The sequence below is a fragment of the Actinomadura oligospora ATCC 43269 genome (assembly GCF_000518265.1).
Taxonomy (GTDB): domain Bacteria; phylum Actinomycetota; class Actinomycetes; order Streptosporangiales; family Streptosporangiaceae; genus Spirillospora; species Spirillospora oligospora.
On record NZ_JADG01000012.1, the window covers coordinates 89,808 to 111,970 of the forward strand.

The 22,163-nt window shown below is 73.1% G+C and carries 20 protein-coding genes; 10 read left to right on the forward strand and 10 right to left on the reverse strand.

The genetic code is table 11. The annotated features are described in order from the left end of the window. Nucleotides 1-20: 20 nt before the first annotated feature. The gene (locus P696_RS0120560; protein WP_245627747.1) at nucleotides 21-695 is read right to left on the reverse strand and encodes a sigma-70 family RNA polymerase sigma factor; all 675 of its coding nucleotides are present in this window, start codon (nucleotides 693-695) and stop codon (nucleotides 21-23) included. 306 nt (nucleotides 696-1,001) lie between these two features. On the opposite strand from P696_RS0120560, the gene P696_RS54615 reads away from it, so the two are divergent. Then, on the forward strand, nucleotides 1,002-2,036 hold the full coding sequence (locus P696_RS54615) for a methyltransferase domain-containing protein (RefSeq protein ID WP_026413804.1): 1,035 nt from the start codon (nucleotides 1,002-1,004) through the stop codon (nucleotides 2,034-2,036). A 117-nt stretch (nucleotides 2,037-2,153) separates the two neighbouring features. Here P696_RS54615 and P696_RS0120570 read toward each other — a convergent pair whose 3' ends face one another. Next, nucleotides 2,154-2,492, reverse strand: coding sequence for a TraR/DksA family transcriptional regulator (locus P696_RS0120570; protein WP_026413805.1), 339 nt, complete (start codon nucleotides 2,490-2,492; stop codon nucleotides 2,154-2,156). 66 nt (nucleotides 2,493-2,558) lie between these two features. After that, nucleotides 2,559-3,335: an SOS response-associated peptidase gene (locus P696_RS0120575; RefSeq protein ID WP_026413806.1), complete on the reverse strand. Its 777-nt coding sequence runs from the start codon at nucleotides 3,333-3,335 to the stop codon at nucleotides 2,559-2,561. An 18-nt stretch (nucleotides 3,336-3,353) separates the two neighbouring features. Here P696_RS0120575 and P696_RS52690 point away from each other — a divergent pair, with 18 nt between their 5' ends. Both P696_RS52690 and P696_RS0120585 read left to right on the forward strand, forming a co-directional pair. After that, nucleotides 3,354-4,151 carry a DoxX family protein gene (locus P696_RS52690; protein ID WP_245627748.1) on the forward strand — a complete coding sequence of 266 codons (798 nt, stop codon included), beginning with the start codon at nucleotides 3,354-3,356 and terminating at the stop codon, nucleotides 4,149-4,151. Between the two features lie 188 nt (nucleotides 4,152-4,339). Then, the gene (locus P696_RS0120585; protein ID WP_026413807.1) at nucleotides 4,340-4,801 is read left to right on the forward strand and encodes an NUDIX domain-containing protein; all 462 of its coding nucleotides are present in this window, start codon (nucleotides 4,340-4,342) and stop codon (nucleotides 4,799-4,801) included. Nucleotides 4,802-5,087: 286 nt separating this feature from the next. Here the strand turns inward: P696_RS0120585 and cydC are convergent, their stop codons facing one another. The 4 genes from cydC to P696_RS0120600 are packed head-to-tail and all read right to left on the reverse strand — an operon-like array spanning nucleotide 5,088 to nucleotide 10,767. Then, nucleotides 5,088-6,740: a thiol reductant ABC exporter subunit CydC gene (gene cydC / locus P696_RS46955; RefSeq protein WP_170026532.1), complete on the reverse strand. Its 1,653-nt coding sequence runs from the start codon at nucleotides 6,738-6,740 to the stop codon at nucleotides 5,088-5,090. Between the two features lie 17 nt (nucleotides 6,741-6,757). Beyond that, nucleotides 6,758-8,332: a thiol reductant ABC exporter subunit CydD gene (cydD, locus tag P696_RS46960; protein WP_034486038.1), complete on the reverse strand. Its 1,575-nt coding sequence runs from the start codon at nucleotides 8,330-8,332 to the stop codon at nucleotides 6,758-6,760. 13 nt (nucleotides 8,333-8,345) lie between these two features. Then, nucleotides 8,346-9,353 (reverse strand): cytochrome d ubiquinol oxidase subunit II, encoded by a 1,008-nt coding sequence (cydB, locus tag P696_RS0120595; RefSeq protein WP_026413808.1) that lies wholly within the window; start codon nucleotides 9,351-9,353, stop codon nucleotides 8,346-8,348. Between the two features lie 13 nt (nucleotides 9,354-9,366). After that, on the reverse strand, nucleotides 9,367-10,767 hold the full coding sequence (locus P696_RS0120600) for a cytochrome ubiquinol oxidase subunit I (protein WP_026413809.1): 1,401 nt from the start codon (nucleotides 10,765-10,767) through the stop codon (nucleotides 9,367-9,369). A 175-nt stretch (nucleotides 10,768-10,942) separates the two neighbouring features. On the opposite strand from P696_RS0120600, the gene aroA reads away from it, so the two are divergent. The 4 genes from aroA (at nucleotide 10,943) to P696_RS0120620 (ending at nucleotide 16,509) form a co-directional block, all read left to right on the forward strand. Then, entirely contained in the window at nucleotides 10,943-12,253 is a 1,311-nt protein-coding gene (aroA, locus tag P696_RS0120605) for a 3-phosphoshikimate 1-carboxyvinyltransferase (protein ID WP_026413810.1), read from the forward strand. Between the two features lie 12 nt (nucleotides 12,254-12,265). Further along, entirely contained in the window at nucleotides 12,266-13,270 is a 1,005-nt protein-coding gene (gene rsgA / locus P696_RS0120610; protein WP_026413811.1) for a ribosome small subunit-dependent GTPase A, read from the forward strand. A gap of 109 nt (nucleotides 13,271-13,379) precedes the next feature. Beyond that, nucleotides 13,380-15,008: a serine/threonine-protein kinase gene (locus P696_RS52695; RefSeq protein ID WP_051467934.1), complete on the forward strand. Its 1,629-nt coding sequence runs from the start codon at nucleotides 13,380-13,382 to the stop codon at nucleotides 15,006-15,008. Nucleotides 15,009-15,021: 13 nt separating this feature from the next. Next, nucleotides 15,022-16,509 carry an FAD-binding oxidoreductase gene (locus P696_RS0120620; protein WP_026413812.1) on the forward strand — a complete coding sequence of 496 codons (1,488 nt, stop codon included), beginning with the start codon at nucleotides 15,022-15,024 and terminating at the stop codon, nucleotides 16,507-16,509. Between the two features lie 118 nt (nucleotides 16,510-16,627). Here P696_RS0120620 and P696_RS0120625 read toward each other — a convergent pair whose 3' ends face one another. Beyond that, nucleotides 16,628-17,482 (reverse strand): hypothetical protein, encoded by an 855-nt coding sequence (locus P696_RS0120625; protein ID WP_026413813.1) that lies wholly within the window; start codon nucleotides 17,480-17,482, stop codon nucleotides 16,628-16,630. 112 nt (nucleotides 17,483-17,594) lie between these two features. Between P696_RS0120625 and hisN the strand changes: the two genes are divergently transcribed. The 3 genes from hisN to lhgO all read left to right on the forward strand — a co-directional run bounded on the left by hisN (nucleotide 17,595) and on the right by lhgO (nucleotide 20,041). Next, nucleotides 17,595-18,407 (forward strand): histidinol-phosphatase, encoded by an 813-nt coding sequence (hisN, locus tag P696_RS0120630; protein ID WP_026413814.1) that lies wholly within the window; start codon nucleotides 17,595-17,597, stop codon nucleotides 18,405-18,407. Between the two features lie 136 nt (nucleotides 18,408-18,543). Next, nucleotides 18,544-18,735: a hypothetical protein gene (locus P696_RS0120635; RefSeq protein ID WP_026413815.1), complete on the forward strand. Its 192-nt coding sequence runs from the start codon at nucleotides 18,544-18,546 to the stop codon at nucleotides 18,733-18,735. A 127-nt stretch (nucleotides 18,736-18,862) separates the two neighbouring features. Beyond that, nucleotides 18,863-20,041, forward strand: coding sequence for an L-2-hydroxyglutarate oxidase (gene lhgO, locus P696_RS0120640; protein ID WP_051467935.1), 1,179 nt, complete (start codon nucleotides 18,863-18,865; stop codon nucleotides 20,039-20,041). Nucleotides 20,042-20,090: 49 nt separating this feature from the next. Here the strand turns inward: lhgO and P696_RS0120645 are convergent, their stop codons facing one another. Together P696_RS0120645 and P696_RS0120650 are read right to left on the reverse strand one after the other, a co-directional pair. Continuing rightward, nucleotides 20,091-20,600, reverse strand: coding sequence for a GNAT family N-acetyltransferase (locus P696_RS0120645; RefSeq protein ID WP_026413817.1), 510 nt, complete (start codon nucleotides 20,598-20,600; stop codon nucleotides 20,091-20,093). Nucleotides 20,601-20,654: 54 nt separating this feature from the next. After that, entirely contained in the window at nucleotides 20,655-22,118 is a 1,464-nt protein-coding gene (locus tag P696_RS0120650) for a carboxylesterase/lipase family protein (RefSeq protein WP_026413818.1), read from the reverse strand. Nucleotides 22,119-22,163: the final 45 nt, after the last annotated feature.

Sequence of the window (22,163 nt, forward strand, 5' to 3'; positions counted from 1 at the left end):
GGTACGGTCCGGAAGGGGGATCATTTCGACCCCTCCCCCGCGCGGGTCAGGCCACGGTCCTGAGCGTAGTCCTCCAGCATGCCGCGCAGCTGGCGCCGGCCCCGGTGCAGCCGCGACATCACCGTGCCGATCGGGGTGCCCATGATCTCGGCGATCTCCTTGTAGGCGAACCCCTCGACGTCGGCGAGGTACACGGCGATCCGGAACTCCTCCGGCAGGTCCTGCAGCGCGCGCTTGACGTCGGAGTCGGGCAGGTGCTCGAGCGCCTCGGCCTCGGCCGACTTCAGGCCGGACGAGGTGTGCGACTCGGCGCGGGCGAGCTGCCAGTCCTCGATCTCCTCGGTCGCCGACTGCTGCGGCTGCCGCTGCTTCTTGCGGTAGGAGTTGATGAAGGTGTTGGTCAGGATGCGATACAGCCAGGCCTTGAGGTTCGTCCCCTCCTTGAACTGGTGGAAGGACGCGAACGCTTTCGCGAACGTCTCCTGGACGAGGTCCTCGGCATCCGCGGGGTTGCGCGTCATGCGCAGCGCCGCTGAGTACAGCTGGTCCAAGAACGGGAGCACGTCGCGCTGGAAGCGCTGCTGACGCTCCTCGACGGTCTCTGTGGTGCCCGCTACCAGACCCACCCCCTCGGCTGTGGCGACGCCTCCCCTGGCGTCGTACACCACAGACGATATCGGTCCGGCAGCGCGCATAACGCCGTCGGGGGCCGAGCCTCGCGGCAGCGGAACGGTTTTACCGTTTCGTGCCCCGGCAACGGCTGTGGTCATCAAGCGCCCCTCCGTTGTACTACTGTGCCTCGCTCCGCGACGCGTGCGGACCGTCATGGTGCGTCACAACGCACAGAGGGTCGGTTCGATTCCCCTACCGGGGGTGACGCGGCGAACAAGTTTCCGGACGGTTCGGATCACCTTCCCCAAATCCTGCACGGAGGGTGATGTCCGGGATGGCGGGGAAGAAAGCTCATACACGGCGAGAACAGGAGCAAAGCGTTGCTACCGGTGCCGGCGCAGCCTCCAGAACCCACCATCGCCAGTCTTCGCGAGGCCCCCGGCGCCTCGGGGGAGGCCGACGGCGGTGCCCTCGGCCCCTACTGGACCTTCTACTGGGCGGTAGCCGCCGCCCAGCTCGCCCGGTGGCTCCCCCGCCACCCCGCGCGAGTGCTGGACCTCTCCGGCGGCGGCGGCCGGTTCGCCCGGCAGGCCGCCCGGTCGGGCCACACCGTCCTCGAGGTCCTCGACCGCCCGCCGGAGCCGCCCGTCCCGATCGTCCCGGGCGGTGATCATGCCGCGGACGGCCCGGTCCCGGGCGGCACAGCCCTGGACGGCCCGGGTACGGCGCTGGACGGCCGGGTGCCGGAGGCGCGGGGCGACGGGATGCCGGACGACGGCGCCCGCACGAACGGCCTTCGCACCGGCGGGCGCACGGGGCGCGGGCTGCCGGTGAACGGGATCACGCCCGGCCCCCGGACACCCCTCGGAAGGGCCCGGATCCCCGGACTCGGCCCGGCGCATCCGGCCGTGCCGCCGGGCGAGGTGCGGCGGGTGGTCGGCGACCCGGGCGCGGCGGCGTTCCTGGCGGACGGGTGCGTGGACGCCGTGATCGCGGAGAACCGGATGCTGTCGCGGCACCTGGTCGCCGAGTCCACGGTCGCCGAGATCGCGCGGGTGCTGCGGCCCGGCGGGCGCGTCCTGCTGACGGTCGACTCGCTGACGCTCGGCATGGCGCTGCTCGCCGAGCAGAACTGCTGGGCGCACCTGTCGGACGTGCCGCGCGCCGAGGTCGTCCTCGTCCCCTGGCCGGACGGCACGATCACGCGCTGCTTCCAGTCCGACGAGCTGCGCGAGCTGCTGACGGACGCGGGCCTGGAGGTGGAGTGGATCCGGCCGCGCACGGCGCTGTCGGCGTCCACGGTCGAGCACGTGATGGCGACGTCCCCGGGGGCGCTGCCCCGGCTCGTCCGGACCGAGCTCAACGTCCCGCCGGGCGACGAGTCCCTGGGCATCCACCTCCTCGCCAGCGCGGTCCGCATCTGACTCAGCTGTCGGAAGGTCGGAAGGCCCGTCCACCAGGGAGTTCCGCCCGTCAGGGAGCGTCGTCCGTCAGGGAGCGTCGTCCGTCACAGGGCTTCGCCTTGCGGGGGGCTTCGGGGGTCAGCGGCGGCGGTCGTGCTTGGCTTGGCAGGGGACGCAGCGGGCGGCATCGGGGCGGGCCTCCAGGCGACCGGGCGGGACGGGCTTGCCGCAGGTCACGCAGAGGCCGTAGGTGCCCTCGGCCACCCGCTGCATCGCGGCCTGGACGGCGGCGCACTGGCGGCGCAGGGAGGCGAGGGCGGCCTCGACGCGTCCCGCGTCCGTGAGCCAGGCGCCGGCGTCGGCGTCGGAGGACTCGGTGGCCGGGCGTTCCCCGGTCAGGATCTTGATGGACCGGTCCAGCTCGGCGCGCTGCTCTTCCAGGCGGGCGCGGGCGGTGACGAGGTCGACGGTGTCCACGGCGCTCCGTTCTCCTTCCGGAGCCCCGGGCGCGGGGGGCCGCGCCTGATCCTCGTGGCGGGGGCGTCAGAACAGGGCTTCGGAAGCACTGCCTGGACTATCCCCGTTCGCGGCGGGTTCTATGAGTTGCGGGCCGTTGTTTCTCACGTTGCCGACGAGCGGCGCGACCGGATAGGCGTCCATCGTCCCGGCCATGGCGGGGACGAGCAGGCTCCGCACCTCGTCGGGCGTGGTGAGGGCGGGGTCGAGCCAGGCGTCCCAGCGGTCCGGGGTGACGACCATCGGCATCCGGTCGTGGATGCGGCCGAGGTCGTCGGGGGCGTCGGTGGTGATCAGCGTGCAGGTCCACACCCACTCGCCCTCGGGGGACTTCCAGAGCTCGTAGAGCCCGGCCATCGCCATGACCTCGCCGTCCTTGGGGTGGATGTAGAAGGGCTGCTTGCGCGGCTTCTTCTTGCGCCCCTTCTCGTCCACGGCCGGATCGGCCTCGAGCGTGTACCACTCGTAGTAGCCGTCGGCGGGCAGCAGGCAGCGCCGGCGGGCGAAGGCCCGGCGGTAGGCGGGCTTCTCTGAGACGGTCTCGACGCGCGCGTTGATCATGCGCGCGCCACCGGACAGATCCTTGGACCAGGACGGCACCAGGCCCCAGCGCAGCATGCGCAGCTGGCGCACCGCCTCCTCCTCGGCGTCCCCTCCGGGATGCCGGATCAGGACGGCCGGAACCGGGTCGGTCGGGGCGACGTTGTAGTCAGGCTCCAGGTCATCGCCGGTCTCGTCCGCCTGGATCGCGAACTGGTCGAGCAGCTCCTGGCGCGCCCTCGTGGTGGCGTAGCGTCCGCACATGGCCCCATCCTGCCGCGCTTGACCGACGAAGTGGTGGGCATGAAGCCCATCATGCGACCCATCACGAGTCCGGTCCGCACCCTGGTGGCGGCCCCGTACATCATCACCGGCCTGGAGGCGCTGCGCGATCCTCGTCCCCGCGCCGACCAGGTCGCGCCCACCGTCAAGCCGATCGCCGACCGGCTCGGCTGGCTGCCGAAGGACCCTGTGGCCCTCGTCCGGCTCGAGGGCGCGGTGAGTCTCGGCACGGGGGCGCTGCTGCTCAGCGGGCGGGCCCGCAGGCTCGTCACGCTGCTGGCCGCCGTCCAGCTGGTGCCCGCGCTCGCGACCGAGCACCGCTACTGGACCGAGGACGATCCGGAGCGGCGCGCGAGCGAGCGGTCCCACCTGCTGAAGAACGCGGCGCTGTTCGGCGCGCTGCTGATGCTGTCGGGGGCGCCGTCCCGGGCGCACACCGCGGAGCTGCGCCATCAGCTCCACGACGCGCGCGCCCATAGCGGGATCAATACCAAGGAGCTGCGCAAACAGGCGGAAGCCGAGATCAAGGCGCACCGGCGCGAGGCCATGGCGGACGTCATGACCAAGCGCCGGGAGGCCCTCGCCGAGGTGAAGGCCGCGCGCAAGGAGGCCGCCGCGAAGGCGAAGGCCCGGCGGCGCAGGACGGCCGCCGGAATGGTGGCCGGCGCCGCCGCCATGAAGGCCGCCCAGAAAAAGGTCAAGGCGGCCCAAAAGAAGGCCACGGGCTCCCAGCGAAAGAAGGCGGGCCCACCCAAGCTGGTCCGAACCGTCCTGTCCGCCGGCAAGAACGGCCGTTGACCCGGCAGCGCGCCTCCGTCGTGGGCGTCGGTGGCGGCGAGCGGGGTGGCCGGGTTCCCTCACACCCGCACCGCGAACCCGGCCACCACGTGGGTCGCACATTAGGAGGCCGACCGTAAGCGTCAGGTGAACGTCCCCGAAACCCCCCGATAGGACAGGTTGCGCCCTGGTTCCGGTTGGATGGACGGGTGCGTGCGATCGGAGTCGGGATCTGGCGGAGGCTGAACGGGCGCTGGCAGTGGCGGCTGGTCCGCTGGCGGCATCACGGTTTCCTCGTGTACGCGGCGGGCGTCCTCCACGATGAGGAGGGCCGGGTGCTGCTGCTGCGGCACCGGCTGTGGCCCGAGTCGCGGCCGTGGGGCCTGCCCGGCGGCTACGTCAACGCCGGGGAGCGGCTGGAGGACGCCGCCGCGCGGGAGATCCGCGAGGAGACCGGCCTGGAGGTCGCCGTGTCCGGCCCGCCGGTCGCGGTGTTCAGCGGCTACCTGTACCGCGTCGAGACCTACTGGACGGCCCGCCTGACGGGCGGTGACCTGCGGCTCGACCCGTCCGAGGTGCTGGAGGCCCGGTGGTTCGCGCCGGACGAACTGCCGTCCGGGCTGTCGGAGAACCACCGCGCCCTGCTGGGCGGCGCCACCGGCCGCCCCTGACCCGCCAGAAGGCGGCGGAATGGCATACCCCCAGGGCCCCGCCTTCCACGCGCAGTCGTGAGTGGGTCTACCTAAGCGATTGTGCGGCGACGCGGATGACGGTCGCGGATTGCTCGCCTGGGTCGGTGGTGCGGGTGCGGCGGGTCGCCTCGCGCAACGGGGGGCTGCGGGAGCTCGGATTCGTGCCCGGCGCGGTGCTGCGATCCTTGCCACGGGGGGCGGCGGCGGTCGGGGCCCCGGCCGTCGCGTTCGCGGGCAGCCTGAGAGGCGCCCGGCCACACTCGCTCTAGGCAGTGGGTTGGAGGGTGATGACCTCGTCTATGTGGCGGAGGACGGGGTCGCCGCCGGGGATGGCGTTGCGGTGGGTGATGAGGATGACGGTGCGGTCGGCGGCGGCTTTCAGGAGGTCGGTCAGGACGGTCACGGCGGTGGCGTCGTCGAGGTGGGCGTCCGGTTCGTCCAGGACGAGGACGGGGACGTCGGCCAGGAGGGCGCGGGCCAGGGCTATGCGCTGACGTTGGCCGCCGGAGACGGCTGAGCCGTGTTCGCCGACGCGGGTGGCGAGGGCGTCGGGGAGGGTGTCGAGCCAGGGGCCGAGGCCGGCGCGGCGGAGGGCGTCCGCGACGTCGTCGTCGGACGCGCCGGGGCGGGCGAGGCGGACGTTCTCGGCGAGGGTCGTGTCGAAGACGTGGGAGTCCTGGCCGCTGAGGCCGATCACGCGGCGGACGTCGTCGGACGGCAGGTCGCGCAGTTCCACGCCGGACAGGGTGACCGAGCCGTCGTAGTCGAGGAAGCGGGCGAGGACGGCGGCGAGGGTGGACTTGCCGACGCCGCTCTCGCCCATGATCGCGATGTGCCGTCCCGGGGGCAGGTCGAGGTCGAGGCGTGGTTCGCGCAGGGAGTCGGACGCGGCGCCCGGCCAGCGGGCCGTCACGCCGTCGATGCGCAGGTGGGGAGGGCCGTCCGGGAGGGGCGCGGGGGCGGCGGGCTCGGTCACCGGGTCCGGGAGGGACAGGACGGCGGCGACACGGCGGGCGTCCTCACGCGCGCGCAGGAGGCGCTGGGCGGCCTGGGAGAGTTCGGCGACCGCCTCGAAGGCGGCCAGGGGCGTCAGGACGATCACCGCGAGCAGGACGGGCGAGAGGTGTCCGTCGCGGACGGCCGGGACGCCGAGGGCCAGCGCGGCCAGCACGGACGCGCCGGTCGCGAGGACGGTGAGGGCCGAGCCGAGTCCGGCCGTCCAGGCGGAGCGGGACGCGGCGCGGGTGACGGCGCGGTCGGCGTCGCCGAGGACGGCGAGGCGGTCCGGGAGGGCGCCGAAGGCGACGAGTTCGGGCAGGCCGTCCAGGGTTTCGGCGGTGCGCGCGGTGAGGGTGGCGCGCGCTGCGGCGGCGCGGAGCTCGGCGCGGCGGGCGCCGGACGCGGCGAGCAGCGGCGCGACCAGGCCGCCGATGAGCAGGCCGACCAGCAGGACGGCTCCGGCGGACGGCAGCAGCCACCATTCCAGGACGACGGCGCCGCCGCACGCGATCGCGGCGGACGCCATCGGCAGGACACCGCGCAACCAGCGGTCCGCGACGCCTTCGGCGTTGTCGAGGACGACGCCGAGCGGCCCGCCGTCACCGGACGGCCGGACGGCCGGGGTCAGGTCGGCGAGCCGTTCGAAGACGCGGACGCGCGTGCGCGCGAGGAGCCGCAGGGCCGCGTCGTGGGAAACGAGCCGTTCGGCGTAGCGGAGCACGCCGCGTCCCATGCCGAACGCCCGGACGGACACGATCGCGACCATCAGGTACAGGACGGGCGGGTGCTGCGAGGCGCGCGAGATCAGCCACGCCGAGGTCGCCATGAGCGCGATACCGCAGCTCAGCGCCCCTGCCCCGGCCAGCACGGCCAGCCCGAGCCGGAATCCCGGCCGCCGGGTGGTGGAAGAACCACTCATGGTCGCCTCCTGCGCGGTCATGCGGGCACCGGCACGGTGTCGAGGCGGACGAGGTGGTCGGCGCGTTCGAGGAGGGCGCTGCGGTGGGTCGTGGCGATGACCGTCCGGCCGCGCAGCGGGCCGTCGAGGAGGTCGAGGACCTCGAGTTCGGTGCGGGGGTCGAGGTGGGCGGTCGGCTCGTCCAGCAGGACGAGCGGGGTGCCCAGCAGGTCGACGCGCAGGACGGCCCGGGCGAGCGCCACGCGTTGCCGCTGACCTGCGGAGAGCGCTGACGCCTCGGCGTCGAGCGAGGTGAAGCGGGTGATACCGACCGCTTCGGCGGCGCGCCGGACGGCGGCGCCCGACGCGCCCGGGACGGCGAGCGCGATGTTGTCGGCGACGGTCCCGGCAATGAGGAACGTCCGCTGCGGGACCCAGGCGATGCCGCGGCGCCACTCGTCCCCGGGCGTGACCTCCGCGCCGTCCGCGAGGACGCGGCCGGACGCGGCGGGGGTGAAGCCGAGCAGGACGTCCAGCAGGGTGGTCTTGCCGAGCCCGGACGGCCCGGCCAGGACGGTCAGCTCCCCGGCCGGGGCCGTGAAGGAGAACGGTCCGACCAGGTCGCGCCGCACGACGGTCACGTCCTCGACGCGGATCTCGCCGTGCGGGCGCGCCGACCCTTCTTCGGGGACGGAGACGCCGGGCGCGTCCAGGGCGGCGAAGATCTTCTCGGCGGCGGCGACGCCGTCCTGCGCGGCGTGGAACTGCGCGCCCGCCGCGCGCAGCGGCAGGTACGCCTCGGGCGCGAGGATCAGGACGAACAGGGCGGTCTCGAACGTCAGCGACCCGGACACCAGCCGCAGCCCGACCGAGACCGCGACCAGCGCGACCGACAGCGTGGCCGCGATCTCCAGGACCAGCGCCGACAGGAACGCGATCTTCAGCGTGCCCATCGTCGCGCGGCGGTGCTCGCCGGTGATCCGCTCGATCTGCGCGGCCTGCGCCTTGGCCCGTCCGAACGCCTTGAGGGTGGGCAGGCCGGTGACGACGTCGGTGAAGTGCCCGGCGAGCACCTCCAGGCTGCGCCAGCGGCGGCGCGTCCGGCCGGCGGTGTAGAGGCCGATCAGCGCGCCGAACATCGGGATCAGCGGGAGCGTCACCGCGACGATCACCGCCGACTGCGGGTCGGTGACCAGCAGCGCGACCACCACCGTCACCGGGACGATCACCGACAGCACCAGCTGCGGCAGGTACCCGGCGAAGTAGGGGTCGAGCGCGTCGACCCCGCGCGTCACCAGGGCGGTGATCTCGCCGGACGAGCCGTCCGGGCGGTTCCGGACGACCTTGTCCAGCACCCGCGCGCGCAGTTGCGCCTTCACTCCGGCGGCGGCGCGGTGGGCGGTGACCTGCTGTCCCCACACCAGCAGCCCCCGGAACGCGACGACGCCGATCAGCGCGAGCGGGACGGTCAGGGCGGCGATCCCGTGGGCCAGGAGCGCCGCCTGCGCGAGCGCGCAGGCGGCGGCCAGACCGCCGGACACGGCGCAGGCGACCAGGTAGGGCGCGGTCGCGCGGGCCTCGCGGACGAGCCTCGGGTCAAGCGGTCTGGGCATCGCGCACCTGCCTCTAGTGCTGGTAGGCGGGGATGTCGCGCACGCCGATGCGCTTGCGGAACACCCAGTACGTCCAGCCCTGGTACAGGAGCACCAGCGGCAGGAAGATCACCGCGACCCAGGTCATGATGCCGAGGCTCTTGGGCGTGGCGGACGCGTTGTCCACGGTGAGGCTGTTGGCCGCGTCGATCGTGGACGGCAGCACGTTCGGATACAGCGACACGAACAGCGTGACCACCGTGAACACGATCGCCGTGCCGGACAGCGCGAACCGCCAGCCGTCCCTGCCCTCGGTCCGGGTGAGGACCCAGGACCCGACGAGCGCCAGCGCGGCCAGGACGGCGGTGATCGCGGTCGCGGCCGAACCGTGGTTGACCTGCGTCCAGATCAGGAACAGCGCCGCCAGGACGACGGTCGCGACGCCGACCTTCGCGGCCAGGGCGCGGGCCCGGTCCCGGATGTCGCCGTGGGTCTTCAGGACGGCGAAGACCGCGCCGTGGTAGGTGAACAGCAGCAGCGTGGTGAGGCCGCCGACCAGCGAGTAGACGTTCAGCAGGTCGAAGACCGAGCCGACGTACAGATGGCGGCCGTCCAGCGCGACGCCGCGGACCATGTTCGCGAACGCGACGCCCCACAGGAACGCGGGCACCAGCGAGCCGAAGAAGATCGCGTGGTCCCAGCCCTTCCGCCAGCGGTCGGAGTCCCGCTTGCCGCGGTACTCGAACGCCACGCCGCGCACGATCAGCGCGACCAGGACGAGCAGCAGCGGCAGGTAGAACCCGCTGAACAGGGAGGCGTACCACTCGGGGAAGGCGGCGAAGGTCGCGCCGCCCGCCGTGAGCAGCCACACCTCGTTGCCGTCCCAGACCGGCGCGATCGTGTTGATCAGGACGCGCCGCTCGGTCTCGTCCTTCGCCAGGACGCGGGTCAGGACGCCCACGCCGAAGTCGAAGCCCTCGAGGAAGAAGTAGCCGGTCCACAGGACGGCGATGGCGATGAACCAGAGGTCTTGGAGATGCATCGTCGCGGTCCCCTCAGTACGCGAAGGCGAGGGGCTTGTCCTCGCCGTCCGCCTCGGCCGACTCGTCGGGCGTCACGTCGGGCGGGTCGGACTTGGCGTACTTCACCATCAGCCCCACCTCCACCACGGCCAGCACCCCGTAGAGCAGCGTGAACACGATCATCGAGGTCAGCACGGTGCCCGCGCCGACGGACGGGGACACGCCCTGCTCGGTCCGCATCAGCCCGAACACCACCCAGGGCTGCCGCGCCATCTCGGTGAAGATCCATCCGGCGGAGTGCGCGATGAACGGGAGCGCGACGGCCAGCAGGGACGCCCGCCAGAACCAGCGGGACTCCGGGAGCCGTCCGCGCCGGGTCAGCCACAGCCCGGCGAGCGCGATCGCCGCCGCCAGCGCGCCCGTGCCGATCATGACGCGGAAGCCCCAGTAGGCGACCGGGATGATCGGACGGTAGTCGCCCGGCCCGTAGAGCTGCTGGTACTCGGCGTTCAGGTCGTCGATGCCCTTGACCTCGCCGTCCCAGCTGCCGGTGCCGAGGAACGACAGCAGGTGCGGGACCTGGACCTGGAACAGCGGACGCGAGCCGTCCAGCGTCCCGACGGTGAAGATGGAGAACGACGCGGGCTTCTCGTCCTTGTAGAGCGCCTCGGCGGCGGCCATCTTCATCGGCTGCGTCTCGGTCATGACCTTGCCGAGGAAGTCGCCGGAGATCCCGACGCCGATGAACCCGACGAGGGTCGCGACCAGGCCGAGCCGGAACGAGGTGCGCATGACCTCGGTGTTGCGCTTGCGCGCCAGGTGCCAGGCGGCGACGCCGGAGACCAGGACCCCGGCGGTGACCCAGCACCCGAAGATCGTGTGGGGGAAGGTCGCGAGCGAGACCTTGTTGGTCAGCACCGCCCAGAAGTCGGTGAGCTCGGCCCGGTTCCGGACGGGGTCGTACCGGTAGCCGACCGGGTGTTGCATGAACGAGTTCGCGATCAGGATGAAGTAGGCCGACAGCATCGTGCCGACGGCCACGATCCAGATGCACGCCAGGTGCAGCGCCTTGGGCAATCGGTCCCAGCCGAAGATCCACAGCCCGAGGAACGTGGACTCCAGGAAGAACGCCAGCAGCGCCTCGATCGCCAGCGGCGCCCCGAAGATGTCGCCGACGAACCTGGAGTAGTCCGACCAGTTCATGCCGAACTGGAACTCCTGCACGATCCCGGTGACCAGGCCCATGCCGAAGTTGATCAGGAAGAGCTTCCCCCAGAACTTCGTGGCCTTGAGGTAGCGCTCCCTGCCGGTGCGCATCCATGCGGTCTGCAGGATGGCGACCAGGAGCGACATGCCGATCGTGACCGGCACGAACAGGAAGTGGTACACGGTGGTCACACCGAACTGCCACCTCGCGAGAAGCAACTCGTTCACGCCTTGCCTCCTCGATCTACTACAGAGCGTAGATCTACTACACAGCGTAGAACTTAGCGCCACCGCCCCGGCCGAACGGGGGTGTGAATCCGGTCATTGCCCCAAACTTGGCAAGATTTTGCCCAGGCCGGTTCCGAGTCCGGCCGGGCGCGCCGGGGCCCGATAGCCTGGACTCATGCCGCTCTCCCAACCCGAGCGCGACTGGGTCGCGCCCGTGGCGCACGGCCCGGTGAACGCCGTCGTTCCGCTGCCCGGTTCCAAGTCGATGACGAACCGGGCGATGATCCTGGCCGCGACCGCGACCGGATCGTCCCGGATCGGCCATCCCCTGGTCAGCCGTGACACCCGTCTCATGGCGCATGCCCTGCGGGCCCTCGGCGCGGACGTCCTCGAGACCGAGACCGCGGTGAACGACGGGCAGGACTGGCTGGTCGACCCGGGCGAGCGGCCCCGCGGGCCCGCCGAGATCGACGTCGGCCTCGCCGGGACGGTCATGCGGTTCCTGCCGCCCGTCGCTGCCCTCGCCGACGGGGACGTCGCGATCGACGGCGACCCGTACGCGCGCAGGCGCCCGATGGGCCCGATCCTCGACGCGCTGCGCGCGCTCGGCGCCGACATCGACGACGGCGGACGCGGCGCGCTCCCGTTCACCGTGCGCGGGAAGGGCGGCCTGCGCGGCGGCGAGGTCACCCTGGACGCGTCGGCGTCGTCCCAGCTCATCTCGGGTCTGCTGCTGTCCGCGCCGCGGTTCGACGAGGGCCTTGTGGTGCGGCACGAGGGGCCCCCGGTGCCGTCCGCGCCGCACCTGGCGATGACGGTCGCGATGCTGCGCGAGGCCGGGGCGGTCGTGGACGACTCCGAGCCGGACGTCTGGCGCGTCGAGTCCGGCGCGCTCAAGGGCCGCGACTGGGAGATCGAGCCCGACCTGTCGAACGCGGCGCAGTTCCTCGGCGCGGCGCTGGTGACCGGCGGGCGGGTGACCGTCCCGGGCTGGCCCGCCGCGACGACCCAGCCGGGCGACGCGCTGCGCGCCCTGCTCACCGACATGGGCGGCCGGGCCGAGCTGACGCCGGACGGCCTGACCGTGCGCGGCGGCTCCGGTTTCCGCGGCCTGACCGCCGACCTGCGCGACGTGGGCGAGCTGACGCCCGTGCTGGCCGCGCTCGGCGCTCTGGCCGACGGGCCGTCCCGGCTGACCGGGATCGCGCACCTGCGCGGCCACGAGACCGACCGGCTCGCAGCCCTCGTCGCCGAGATCAACGGCCTCGGCGGCGACGTCCGCGAGCTGCCGGACGGCCTGGAGATCCGCCCGCGCCCGCTGCGCGGCGGCGTGTTCCACACCTACGACGACCACCGGATGGTCATGGCGGGCGCGGTGCTCGGCCTCGCCGTCCCGGGCGTCCGGGTCGAGAACGTGGGCACCGTGGGCAAGACACTTCCCGACTTCACCGAACGGTGGGCCGCGATGCTGACGACGGCCGGATAGAGGGGCGGACCACTGGCACGCCGAACACGCGACTACGACGAGGACGACGTCCGGATCCGGCCGGGACGCAGAGGCTCCCGGCCGCGCACCCGGATCCGTCCGGCGCACGAGGACGCCGTCACCGCGCTGGTGACGGCCGTCGACCGGGGCCGCTACCGCTGCCTCGTCCAGGACGCGTCCGGTGACCGCGAGGTCACGGCCATGCGCGCGCGCGAGCTCGGCCGCAAGAGCGTCGTGGTCGGCGACCGCGTCGCCCTGGTCGGGGACGTGTCCGGAAAGCCCGACACGCTCGCCCGGATCGTCCGGATCGAGACGCGCACGTCCACGCTGCGCCGCACCGCCGACGACACCGACCCGTTCGAGCGGGTGATCGTGGCGAACGCCGACCAGCTCGCGATCGTCGCCGCGCTCGCCGACCCCGAGCCGCGCCCCCGGCTGATCGACCGGCAGCTCGTCGCCGCCTACGACGCGGGCATGGACCCGCTGCTCGTCCTCACCAAGGCCGACCTCGCGCCCCCGGCGTCCCTGCTGGAGATCTACGAGCCGCTCGGCGTCCCGTACGTGGTCACCCGGCGCGGCGGCGAGACGGCCGAGCTGCGCGACCTGCTGGCCGGACGGGTGACCGTGCTGGTCGGGCACAGCGGCGTCGGCAAGTCCACGCTGGTCAACGCGCTCGTCCCGGACGCGGGCCGGGCCGTCTCGCACGTCAACGCCGTCACCGGGCGCGGGCGGCACACCTCGTCGTCCGCGCTGGCCCTGGAGCTGCCGGACGAGGCGGGCTGGATCATCGACACGCCGGGCGTGCGCAGCTTCGGCCTCGCGCACGTCAAGCCCGAGAACGTCATCGACGCCTTCGAGGACCTCGCCGAGGGCGCGGCCGAGCGCTGCCCGCCGCAGTGCGACCACCTCCAGGACGACTGCGGTCTCGACTCCTGGGTCGCCGACGGCCACGCCGGGCAGGCCCGCCTCGACTCGCTCCGCCGCCTCCTGCGCAGCCGCGAGGGCGAGCCCGAGTAACCCCGCCGCCCCGGGACGAACCGGCCGGGCGGCCCCGGACGAACCGGTCGGGCGGGCCCCCGGCGAATCCGTCGGGCGGTCGCCGGACGAATCGGTATCGTCTGGGGCCATGCCCCCCAAGGTGATCGCAGGGCGGTACGAACTCCTGGAGACGCTCGGCCGCGGCGGCATGGGCGCGGTGTGGCGCGCCCGCGACCGCACGCTCGACCGCGAGGTCGCGATCAAGGAGGTCGACCTGCCGCCCGGCCTGGCGGGCGACCAGGTCCGGCGGGTCCACGAGCGGACGTTCCGGGAGGCCCGGTCGGCCGCGCGGCTCGACCATCCCGGCATCGTGACCGTCCACGACGTCGTCGAGGAGGACGGACGTCCCTGGATCGTCATGAGCCTCGTCCGCGCGCCCGCGCTCGACGCCTATATCAACCGGCTCGGGCGTCCGCTGCCGCCCGCCCGCGTCGCCGCGATCGGCCTGGACCTGCTGGACGCGCTGCGCCACGCGCACGCCGCCGGGGTCGTCCACAGGGACGTGAAGCCCGGCAACGTGCTGGTCAGGGACGACCGGGCCGTCCTCACCGACTTCGGGATCGCGTCGATCGCGGGCGACGAGACCCTGACGCGGACCGGCGTGGTCGTCGGCTCGCCCGCCTACCTCGCGCCCGAGCAGGCCCGGCACCAGAAGGCCACGCCCGCGTCCGACCTGTGGTCGCTGGGCGCGACCCTGTACGCGGCCGTCGAGGGGCGTCCGCCGTACAAGCGCGACGACGTGTGGGGCGTCATGGCCGCCCTCCTCGCGGACGACCCGGACCCGACGCGCCTCGCGGGCCCGCTCACCCCCGTCCTGACCGGCCTGCTCCAGCGCGACCCGGACCGCCGGATGGACGCGGACGACGCCGAGCGCGCGCTGCGCCAGGTCGTCCAGGCGCCCGCGTCCGTCCCGTGGACGCCGCCGGGCGGCTCGGTCGTGGAACCGCCGAAGGATCCGTCGGTGGAGGACCTGCCCTTCCCGCCGCCGCAGCCTCCCCCACCAGCGCCCGCGCCTGGTTTCGGCGACGTCACGACCCTGCCGCCGCAACAACAGACCAGGCGGATCCCGTGGCCGCTCATCGTCCCGGCCGGTGTCTTCGGGGTGTTGTTGCTGGTCGCGGTCATCGTCCTGGCCACTTTCCTGGACGGCGACGACCGGAACGGCGCGGCGAGCCGGTCCTCGCCCACGAAGGGCACGACCGCGATGGAGTCGCCGCCCCAGGGAACCTCGTCCCAGGGAACGCCGACGCCCTTCCCGACCGTCCCGGACGGCTACAGGCTCTACAACGGCTCCGACTTCACCGCCGTCTACCCCAAGGACTGGAGGGTGGACGACGGCGGCGGGCAGCCCACGTTCAAGGATCCCGCGCCCGGGGTCGTCCGGGGCATCTCGGCGTTCAAGGCGTCCGGCCTGTTCATCAGCAAAAAGCTCACACTCGACCAGGTCAGCAAGTCCCTCAAGGAGAGCAGCGACTACCGCGCCTACCACGAGGTCGGACGCAGGGACTCGGTGCCCGTCGGCGGTCACGACGCTGGCGAACTGGAGTTCACGTTCACCCGGACCTCCGGCGGGAAGGACGTCCAGGGCAGGGCCAAGGTCCGGGTCTTCCGGATCAGCGGCGGCGCGGAGGCCGTCATGCTCGCCGCCGCGCAGAAGGACTGGGACGGCGGCCAGGCCGCGTACGAGGAGTTCTGCAGGTCCTTCCAGCTCAAGTGATGGGAGCGGGGTCTTGGAACGGCGCACGTTCCTCCTGGCGGCCGGGGCGGGTGTCCTGGCCGGATGCTCCACGTCCAAGAAGCCGACCCGCGCGCGCACGAGCAGTCCCCCGCCGACCAGCGCTTCACCGACCGGCCCTGCCGACTGGAACGCGCTGGCCCGCGGGCTCCGCGGACGGGTGATTCGTCCCGGGGACGCCGACTACGACCGGGCGCGACGGCTCTACATCCCGCGCTTCGACGACGTTCGTCCGGCCGGAATCGCCTACTGCGAGCACGCTTCGGACGTCGCCGAGTGCATGGCGTTCGCCACACGTCAGCGGCTCCCAGTGGCCTTGCGCAGCGGAGGACACAACTACGCGGGCTGGTCCACCGGGACGGGCCTGGTCATCGACGTCTCACCCATGGACGCGATCGACGTCACGGGCGAGAGGGTCGCCGTCGGGGCGGGCGTCCGGCTCGTCGACCTGTACGGACGGCTCGCTCCGCGCGGCCTCGCCGTCCCCGGCGGGACGTGCCCGACGGTCTCGGTCTCCGGCCTCACGCTCGGCGGCGGCCTAGGCGCGACCTCGCGCGCGTTCGGCCTGACCTGCGACAACGTCGAGTCGCTCCGGATCGTCACGCCGGACGGCGTCGTCCGCGAATGCAGCGCCTCGAATGAACCCGACCTGTTCTGGGCCTGCCGCGGCGGAGGCGGCGGCAACTTCGGCGCGGTGCTGGACTTCACCTACCGGACGCACCGGATCGAGTCCGAAGTCACACCATTCCGGATGAGCTGGCCGAGGTCGCGGGCCGCCGATGCGCTGCGCGGCTGGCAGCGCTGGCTGCCGTCCGCGCCCGACGAGGTCTGGACGAGTTTCCAGCTGGACGCCACGCGCGGCGTCTCGGTCGAGGGACTCGCGCTGTCCGACCCGTCCGCGTCCACCGACGCCCTGGCCGCCGTGGTCGGCGGCGCGGACCCCGTCCTGACCGTCCACCCCCAGCCCTACCTGGACGCCATGCTGCGCCTCGCCGGATGCGTGGGCCAGACCGTGGACGAGTGCCATGAGCAGGGACGACTCCCCGGGCAGCGGCTCGACGGCCGCTTCCCGCGCACCGACTACGCCGCCAAGTCGCACGTGGCCCGGCACCCGCTCCCCGCCGAGGCGATCGCCGCGCTCGTCCCGCGCGTCCGGGGACGCGACGGACGGTCCGTCCTGCTCGACGCGATGGGCGGCGCGATCGGACGGGTCGCGCCGTCCGCCACGGCCTTCCCCCACCGCGACGCCCTGTTCACCGTCCAGTACCTCGCGCCGGGCGACGACCTGGCCTGGCTGCGCGGCGTCCACGACGCCATGGACCCGTACCTGCGCGGCGCCGCCTACGTGAACTACATCGACCCGGAACTGGCGTCCTGGCGCACCGACTACTACGGCGCGAACGCCGACCGCCTGAGCGCCGTGAAAGCGAAATACGACCCGAACGGCCTACTCCACTTCCCCCAAGCGATCACTCCCCGCTAGCCACGCGGGCCAAGAATCCAGAGCGCGGAACCCCGGCGCGCGGGCCGCGACATGGCGCGGGCCGGGACCTGGCGCGCTGGTCAGGACCTGGCGCAGGGGTCAGGACCTGGCGTGCGGGTCAGGACTCGGCGAAGCGGTCGAAGAGGGTCGCGGCGCGGGCCTCGGTCTCCTGCAGCACGCGGACGTGCTCGGGTGCCAGTTCCTCGACGCAGTCGGTCATCGCCTGCGTGACGTGCGAGAACGCCGTCTCCTCCGACGCCCGCAGCGCGGCCCGGACGGTCGCCGACCGGGCCCCGAGGGTGGCCCACTCCAGCTCCAGGCGCGCGACGGCCTCGTCGAACGTCCGGGACAGCTCGGTGCTCTCGTCGCGCAGCCCGTCCGGAACCTCGCCGCGTCCGGCCTGCCTCGCCCGCGTGGACAGCCCCGAGATCCGGCTCGCGAGCGCGAGCCCCTCGCGCGCCATCGGCAGGACGCCGTGGATCAGCTCGGTGACCGCCTTCGCCAGCTCCTCCACCCGCGTCAGCAGCGTCTGCGTGGCCTCCTCCAGCGCCGCCGACGTCCGCCCGGCGACCTTCTCGGCGACCTCCCTCTGCCGCCGGGTCAGCTCCGGGACGATGTCGCCCTCGAGGCGGCGGCGCAGCTCCCGCGCCCGTCCGCCCGCCGGGTCCGTCGCCCGGACGCGCTCCAGCCAGTCGGCCCAGATGCGCTCGACGCGTTCCGCCCCGGACGCCGCGATCTCGGCGGTGATCTCGTCCATCGCCTCGCCGGCCCGCGTCTTCAGCCGGTCGACCCGCCCGTACAGGGCCTCCCGCTTGAACGGGTCGTTCAGCTCGTTCAGCAACGCCTGCAGCCGCCGTGACACGTCGATCGCGTGCTCCGCCAGCGGGACGAGCCGGTCGGCGAGTTCGTCGAGCGTCGAGGCCCGGCGCGGGTCGGTCAGCTCGGCCACCCACGCGGGAAGATCGTGCGCCATGCCCGCCATCGTCCCATCCCGGCACGCTCCGCCGCCCTTTCGCCACGCTCCGGCGGCGACCTTCGGGGGATGGCTGTCGCCGCACGCGCAGGTCGCGGTAGCGTGTGCGGCCGTGGCGAGCTATTCCGATGACCTGCGGCTGGCGCATGTGCTGGCGGACGCGGCCGACGACATCACCACCAAGCGGTTCCGCGCCCTGGACCTGTCGATCGAGACCAAGCCGGACCTCACCCCGGTCAGCGACGCGGACCGGAGCGTGGAGGAGCAGATCCGGTCGACGCTGAGCCGGGCGCGCCCGCGCGACGCCGTCCTCGGCGAGGAGTACGGGCGCACGAGCGGCTCGGGCAGCGGCAAGCGCTGCTGGGTCGTCGACCCGATCGACGCCACCAAGAACTTCGTCCGGGGCGTCCCGGTGTGGGCGACGCTCATCGCGCTCATGGAGCACGACGAGGTCGTCGTGGGCGTGGTGTCCGCGCCGTCGCTGAACCGCCGCTGGTGGGCGATGCGCGACGGCGGCGCGTGGACGGGCCGGGCCCTGAACCGGGCGCAGCGGATCCAGGTGTCGCAGGTGGCGGACCTGTCGGACGCGTCGCTGTCGTTCTCCTCGCTCAGCGGCTGGGAGGAGCAGGGACGCCTCGACCGGTTCCTCGACCTCACCCGCTCGGTCTGGCGGACGCGGGCGTTCGGCGACTTCTGGTCGCACATGATGGTCGCCGAGGGTGCCGTCGACATCTCCGCCGAGCCCGAGGTCTCGCTGTGGGACCTGGCGGCCCTTCAGGTGATCGTCGAGGAGGCGGGCGGCATGTTCACCGACCTGTCCGGCGTGCCCGGGCCGGACGGCGGCAGCGTCGTGTGCACCAACGGCCAACTGCACGCCGAGGTCCTCAAGGCCCTGGGCGGCGGCCGCCTCACCCTCCGCGTCTGACCCGCTCCCCTCCGCGACTACCTGGGGAATCTTCCAGGTCGCGGCGCTCGACCACCGGGGAAACGCGACATATCGTGGAACCGGCGGCCCAGCTCGGTCGTCTGAACAGGTAGGCGGCCGCTACGGAGGTTCGGACATGTCATCCCCGGCAAAATTCGCCATCGGCGGCGTGATCATCGCGCTGGTGCTCTGGCTCTTCCTGCCGACCTGGGTGGTCGGCCTGCTGGTGCTCGCGGCGATCGGCATCCCGGTCGCGGGCTACCTGATGCTCGACCCGTCGCAGCGCAAGCGCGTGCGCTCCCAGGGACGCAAGCGCCTGGGCAGCTGACCCCCACGACCGATCCGGACGCCCCGGCCACCGACCCGGGCGCGTGGCCGGATCCGGGCGGGTGGGGCTGGGCGGTTCGTCCTGGGCAGTGGGCCGGTCCGGGTCGTAGGGTGCCCGGGTGAGTGGAATGCGGATCGGCGTGGTCGGCGCGGGCATTCTCGGCCTCGCCGTGGCGCGCCGCCTGGGCGAGGTCCGTCCCGGCGCGGAGATCACCGTCCTCGACAAGGAGGAGCGGGTCGCCGCGCACCAGACCGGGCACAACAGCGGCGTCGCGCACGCGGGCCTGTACTACGCGCCCGGGTCGCTCAAGGCGAGGCTGTGCCGCCGCGGGATCGGCCTGCTCAAGGAGTACTGCGCCGAGCGCGGCCTGCCGTACGAGGAGTGCGGCAAGGTCGTCGTGGCCCGGACGACGCGTGAGCTCGAACCGCTCCTGGAGATCGAGCGGCGCGCGACCGCGAACGGCGTCCCGGGGCTGCGGCGGCTGACGGCGGCCGGGCTGCGCGAGGTCGAGCCGAACGCGCGGGGCGTCGCCGCGCTGCACTCCCCCACGACCGCGATCGTCGACTTCCCGGCGGTCGCCCGTTCGTACGCGCGGGACGTGGTGAAGGCGGGCGGCGAGGTCCGGCTCGGCTTCGAGGTCGTCCGCATCGAGCGCCGGGGCGACCGGGTCGCGGTCGCGTCCCGTGACGAGGAGCTGGTGTTCGACCGGCTGGTGATCTGCGCGGGCCTGCAGTCCGACCGCGTGGCCCGGCTGGCGGGCGACGGCCCGGGCCCGGCGATCATCCCGTTCCGCGGCGAGTACTACCGGCTGACCAGGCCGGATCTGGTGCGCGGGCTGATCTATCCCGTCCCCGACCCGCGCTACCCGTTCCTCGGCGTCCACTTCACGCGGCGGGTGGACGGCGGTGTGGACGTCGGCCCGAACGCCGTCCTGGCGCTGGCCCGCGAAGGGTACCGCCGCCGCGACCTGAACCTCCGCGACCTCAGGGACACCCTGGCCTGGCCCGGTTTCGGCGCGCTCGCCCGGCAGCACTGGCGGACGGGCGCCAGGGAGATGTACGGGTCGCTGTTCCGGTCCGCGTTCGTGAGGGAGGCGCGCTCGTTCGTCCCGTCGCTGCGGACGTCGGACGTCGTCTCGGCCCCGTCCGGCGTGCGGGCGCAGGCCATCGACCCGGACGGCTCGCTTGTGGACGACTTCCGCATCAGCACGCTGGGTCCGGTCACGTCTGTCCGGAACGCGCCCTCGCCCGGGGCGACGTCGTCCCTGGCCATCGCCGACTACGTCGTCGCGGAGGCGTTCGGGTAGGAGCGCCGGGGTCAGCACCGAACTCGCCGCCTGGCGCGAGATCTTCCTCTCAACCGCCCACGTCTGAGCCCAGCGCCTTCCGCATCACGATCGTCGGACGTCCCTTGGCCACATCAGGCCGCCGGTCGAGCTCCACACAACCGAGGGCCGTCCAGAACGCGAGCGCCTCAGGGTTGTTCTCCAGCACCCCGAGCCCGATCGCCGTCGCCCCGCACCCGCGCAGACGCGCCTCGACCGCACCCGCGATCGCCCGTCCCAGCCCCTTCCGGCGGTGTTCGCCGTGGACCAGCAGAAACCCGATCCACGGATACCCGTCACGTGGGTGGTTCAGCAGCAACTCGACATACCCGACGAGCGCTCCGTTCCCGTCCCGCGCGGTCAGCACTTCGTGCCCTTCCACACCCGCCTCGGCACGCACCATGTCCCGGACGGCCTCCAGGGTCACCGCACCGGGCTCAAGGTCCCCGCTGAGCCGCCAATAGTCCGGATTGGACGCGAAAACCCCCTGCAACTCGGAGATCTCGTCATCGTCCAGCACCACCGCCGCAAGCCTGATCACCCCGCGATGTTCCCAGCCCACGGCGGGACGGGCACCCGGATCATCCGTCCGCGGTCAGTCGTGCCAGAGGCGGCGGAGGTGGTCGTTGGGGGCGGTGACGAGGGGGTTGTCGGGGTCGCCGAAGCGACGGGTCTGGCGGGTCACGGGGGTGTACTGGGGCCAGCCGGGGGCGCCGGTGGTGGCGTAGTCGACCCAGACCTTGTGCATGGTGTCGGCGAGGGGCTGGGGCGGGTTGGGACCGGCGAGGCCGTTCGGGGTGATGGACGCGAGAGTGTCGAAGACGAAGCCCAGCTCCAGGGCGTGGCAGGCGCCCAGGTTGTGGACGGGGCTGCGCCAGGCGAACTCGTACATCCACGTGCGGGCGCGGTGGGTCTCGGCGACGCGGGTGGCCGGGATGCGGAAGAGGGCCTCACTGATGACGGCCGCCAGCTGCTCGCCCGGGGTGGCGTGGAGGTCGCGGTGGGCGTCGAGGACGCGTCGCGGGACGCCCCACGCGGACGCCACGGGCGTCAGGACCTCGTCGGTGATGAGGTCGGCCAAGCCGTTCGGCATGAGGAAGAAGCGGAACTCCTCGGAGTTGTAGCCGATGAGGAGGTCGGTGCCCGCGCCCGCGCCGTCCGCGATGGCCTCCTCGGGACGGCGGGTGAGCAGGTCGCCGTCCAGGACGGGGACGTGGGACATCGCGGTCCGGACGGTCGAGGCGCCCCAGCGGCCGGCGTCGGGGAACATGGAGACCTCGGCGGCGACGGCCGCCTGCGCCGGGATGATCCGGGACGGCGCGATCTCCGCGAAGGACGCCGCGGTGGGCTCGGCGCCGAGGCGGGCGGCGACCTCCGCGATGACGAGCGCGGCGTCCTCGGGGGTCTGGGCGACGTTGCCCGCGCCGCTCTGCGCGACGGCCCGGCGGAAGAGGCCGAGGTCCAGGGAGAGCAGCGTCGTGACGCTCATGCCGCCCGCGGACTCGCCGAAGACCGTGATGTTGTCCGGGTCCCCGCCGAAGGCCGCGATGTTGTCGCGGACCCAGGTGAGGGCGAAGATCTGGTCGAGCAGGCCCCGGTTGGACGGCGCGTCCGGGAAGTGCGCGAAGCCCTCGACGCCGAGGCGGTAGTTGAAGTTCACGCAGACGACGCCGTCGCGGGCGAAGTTCGCGCCCGAGTAGGTCGGGACGGCTCCGGAGCCGTTGCGGAACGCGCCGCCGTGGATCCAGACCATGACCGGCAGGCCGGAGCGTCCGGGGTCGGGCGTCCAGACGTTGAGGTTGAGGAAGTCCTCGCCCGGGACGACGGGCTCGGGCAGGAGGCGGTCGAACGGCCGGGGGTAGCCGGGCTTGGGGGCGGTCGGGCCGTACTCGACGGTGTCGCGGACGCCGTCCCAGGGCCGCGGCGGGCGCGGCTCGCGGAACCGGTTCCCGCCGACGGGCGGCGCGGCGTACGGAATGCCGAGGAAGACCGAGACGCCGTTCTCCAGGATCCTGCCTCGGACCTTGCCGTGGCGGGTCGCGACGATCGCCGACTCCATGCGCGCCTCCGGTTCTAGAACAAGATTCGGAGACTGCAGCCTAAC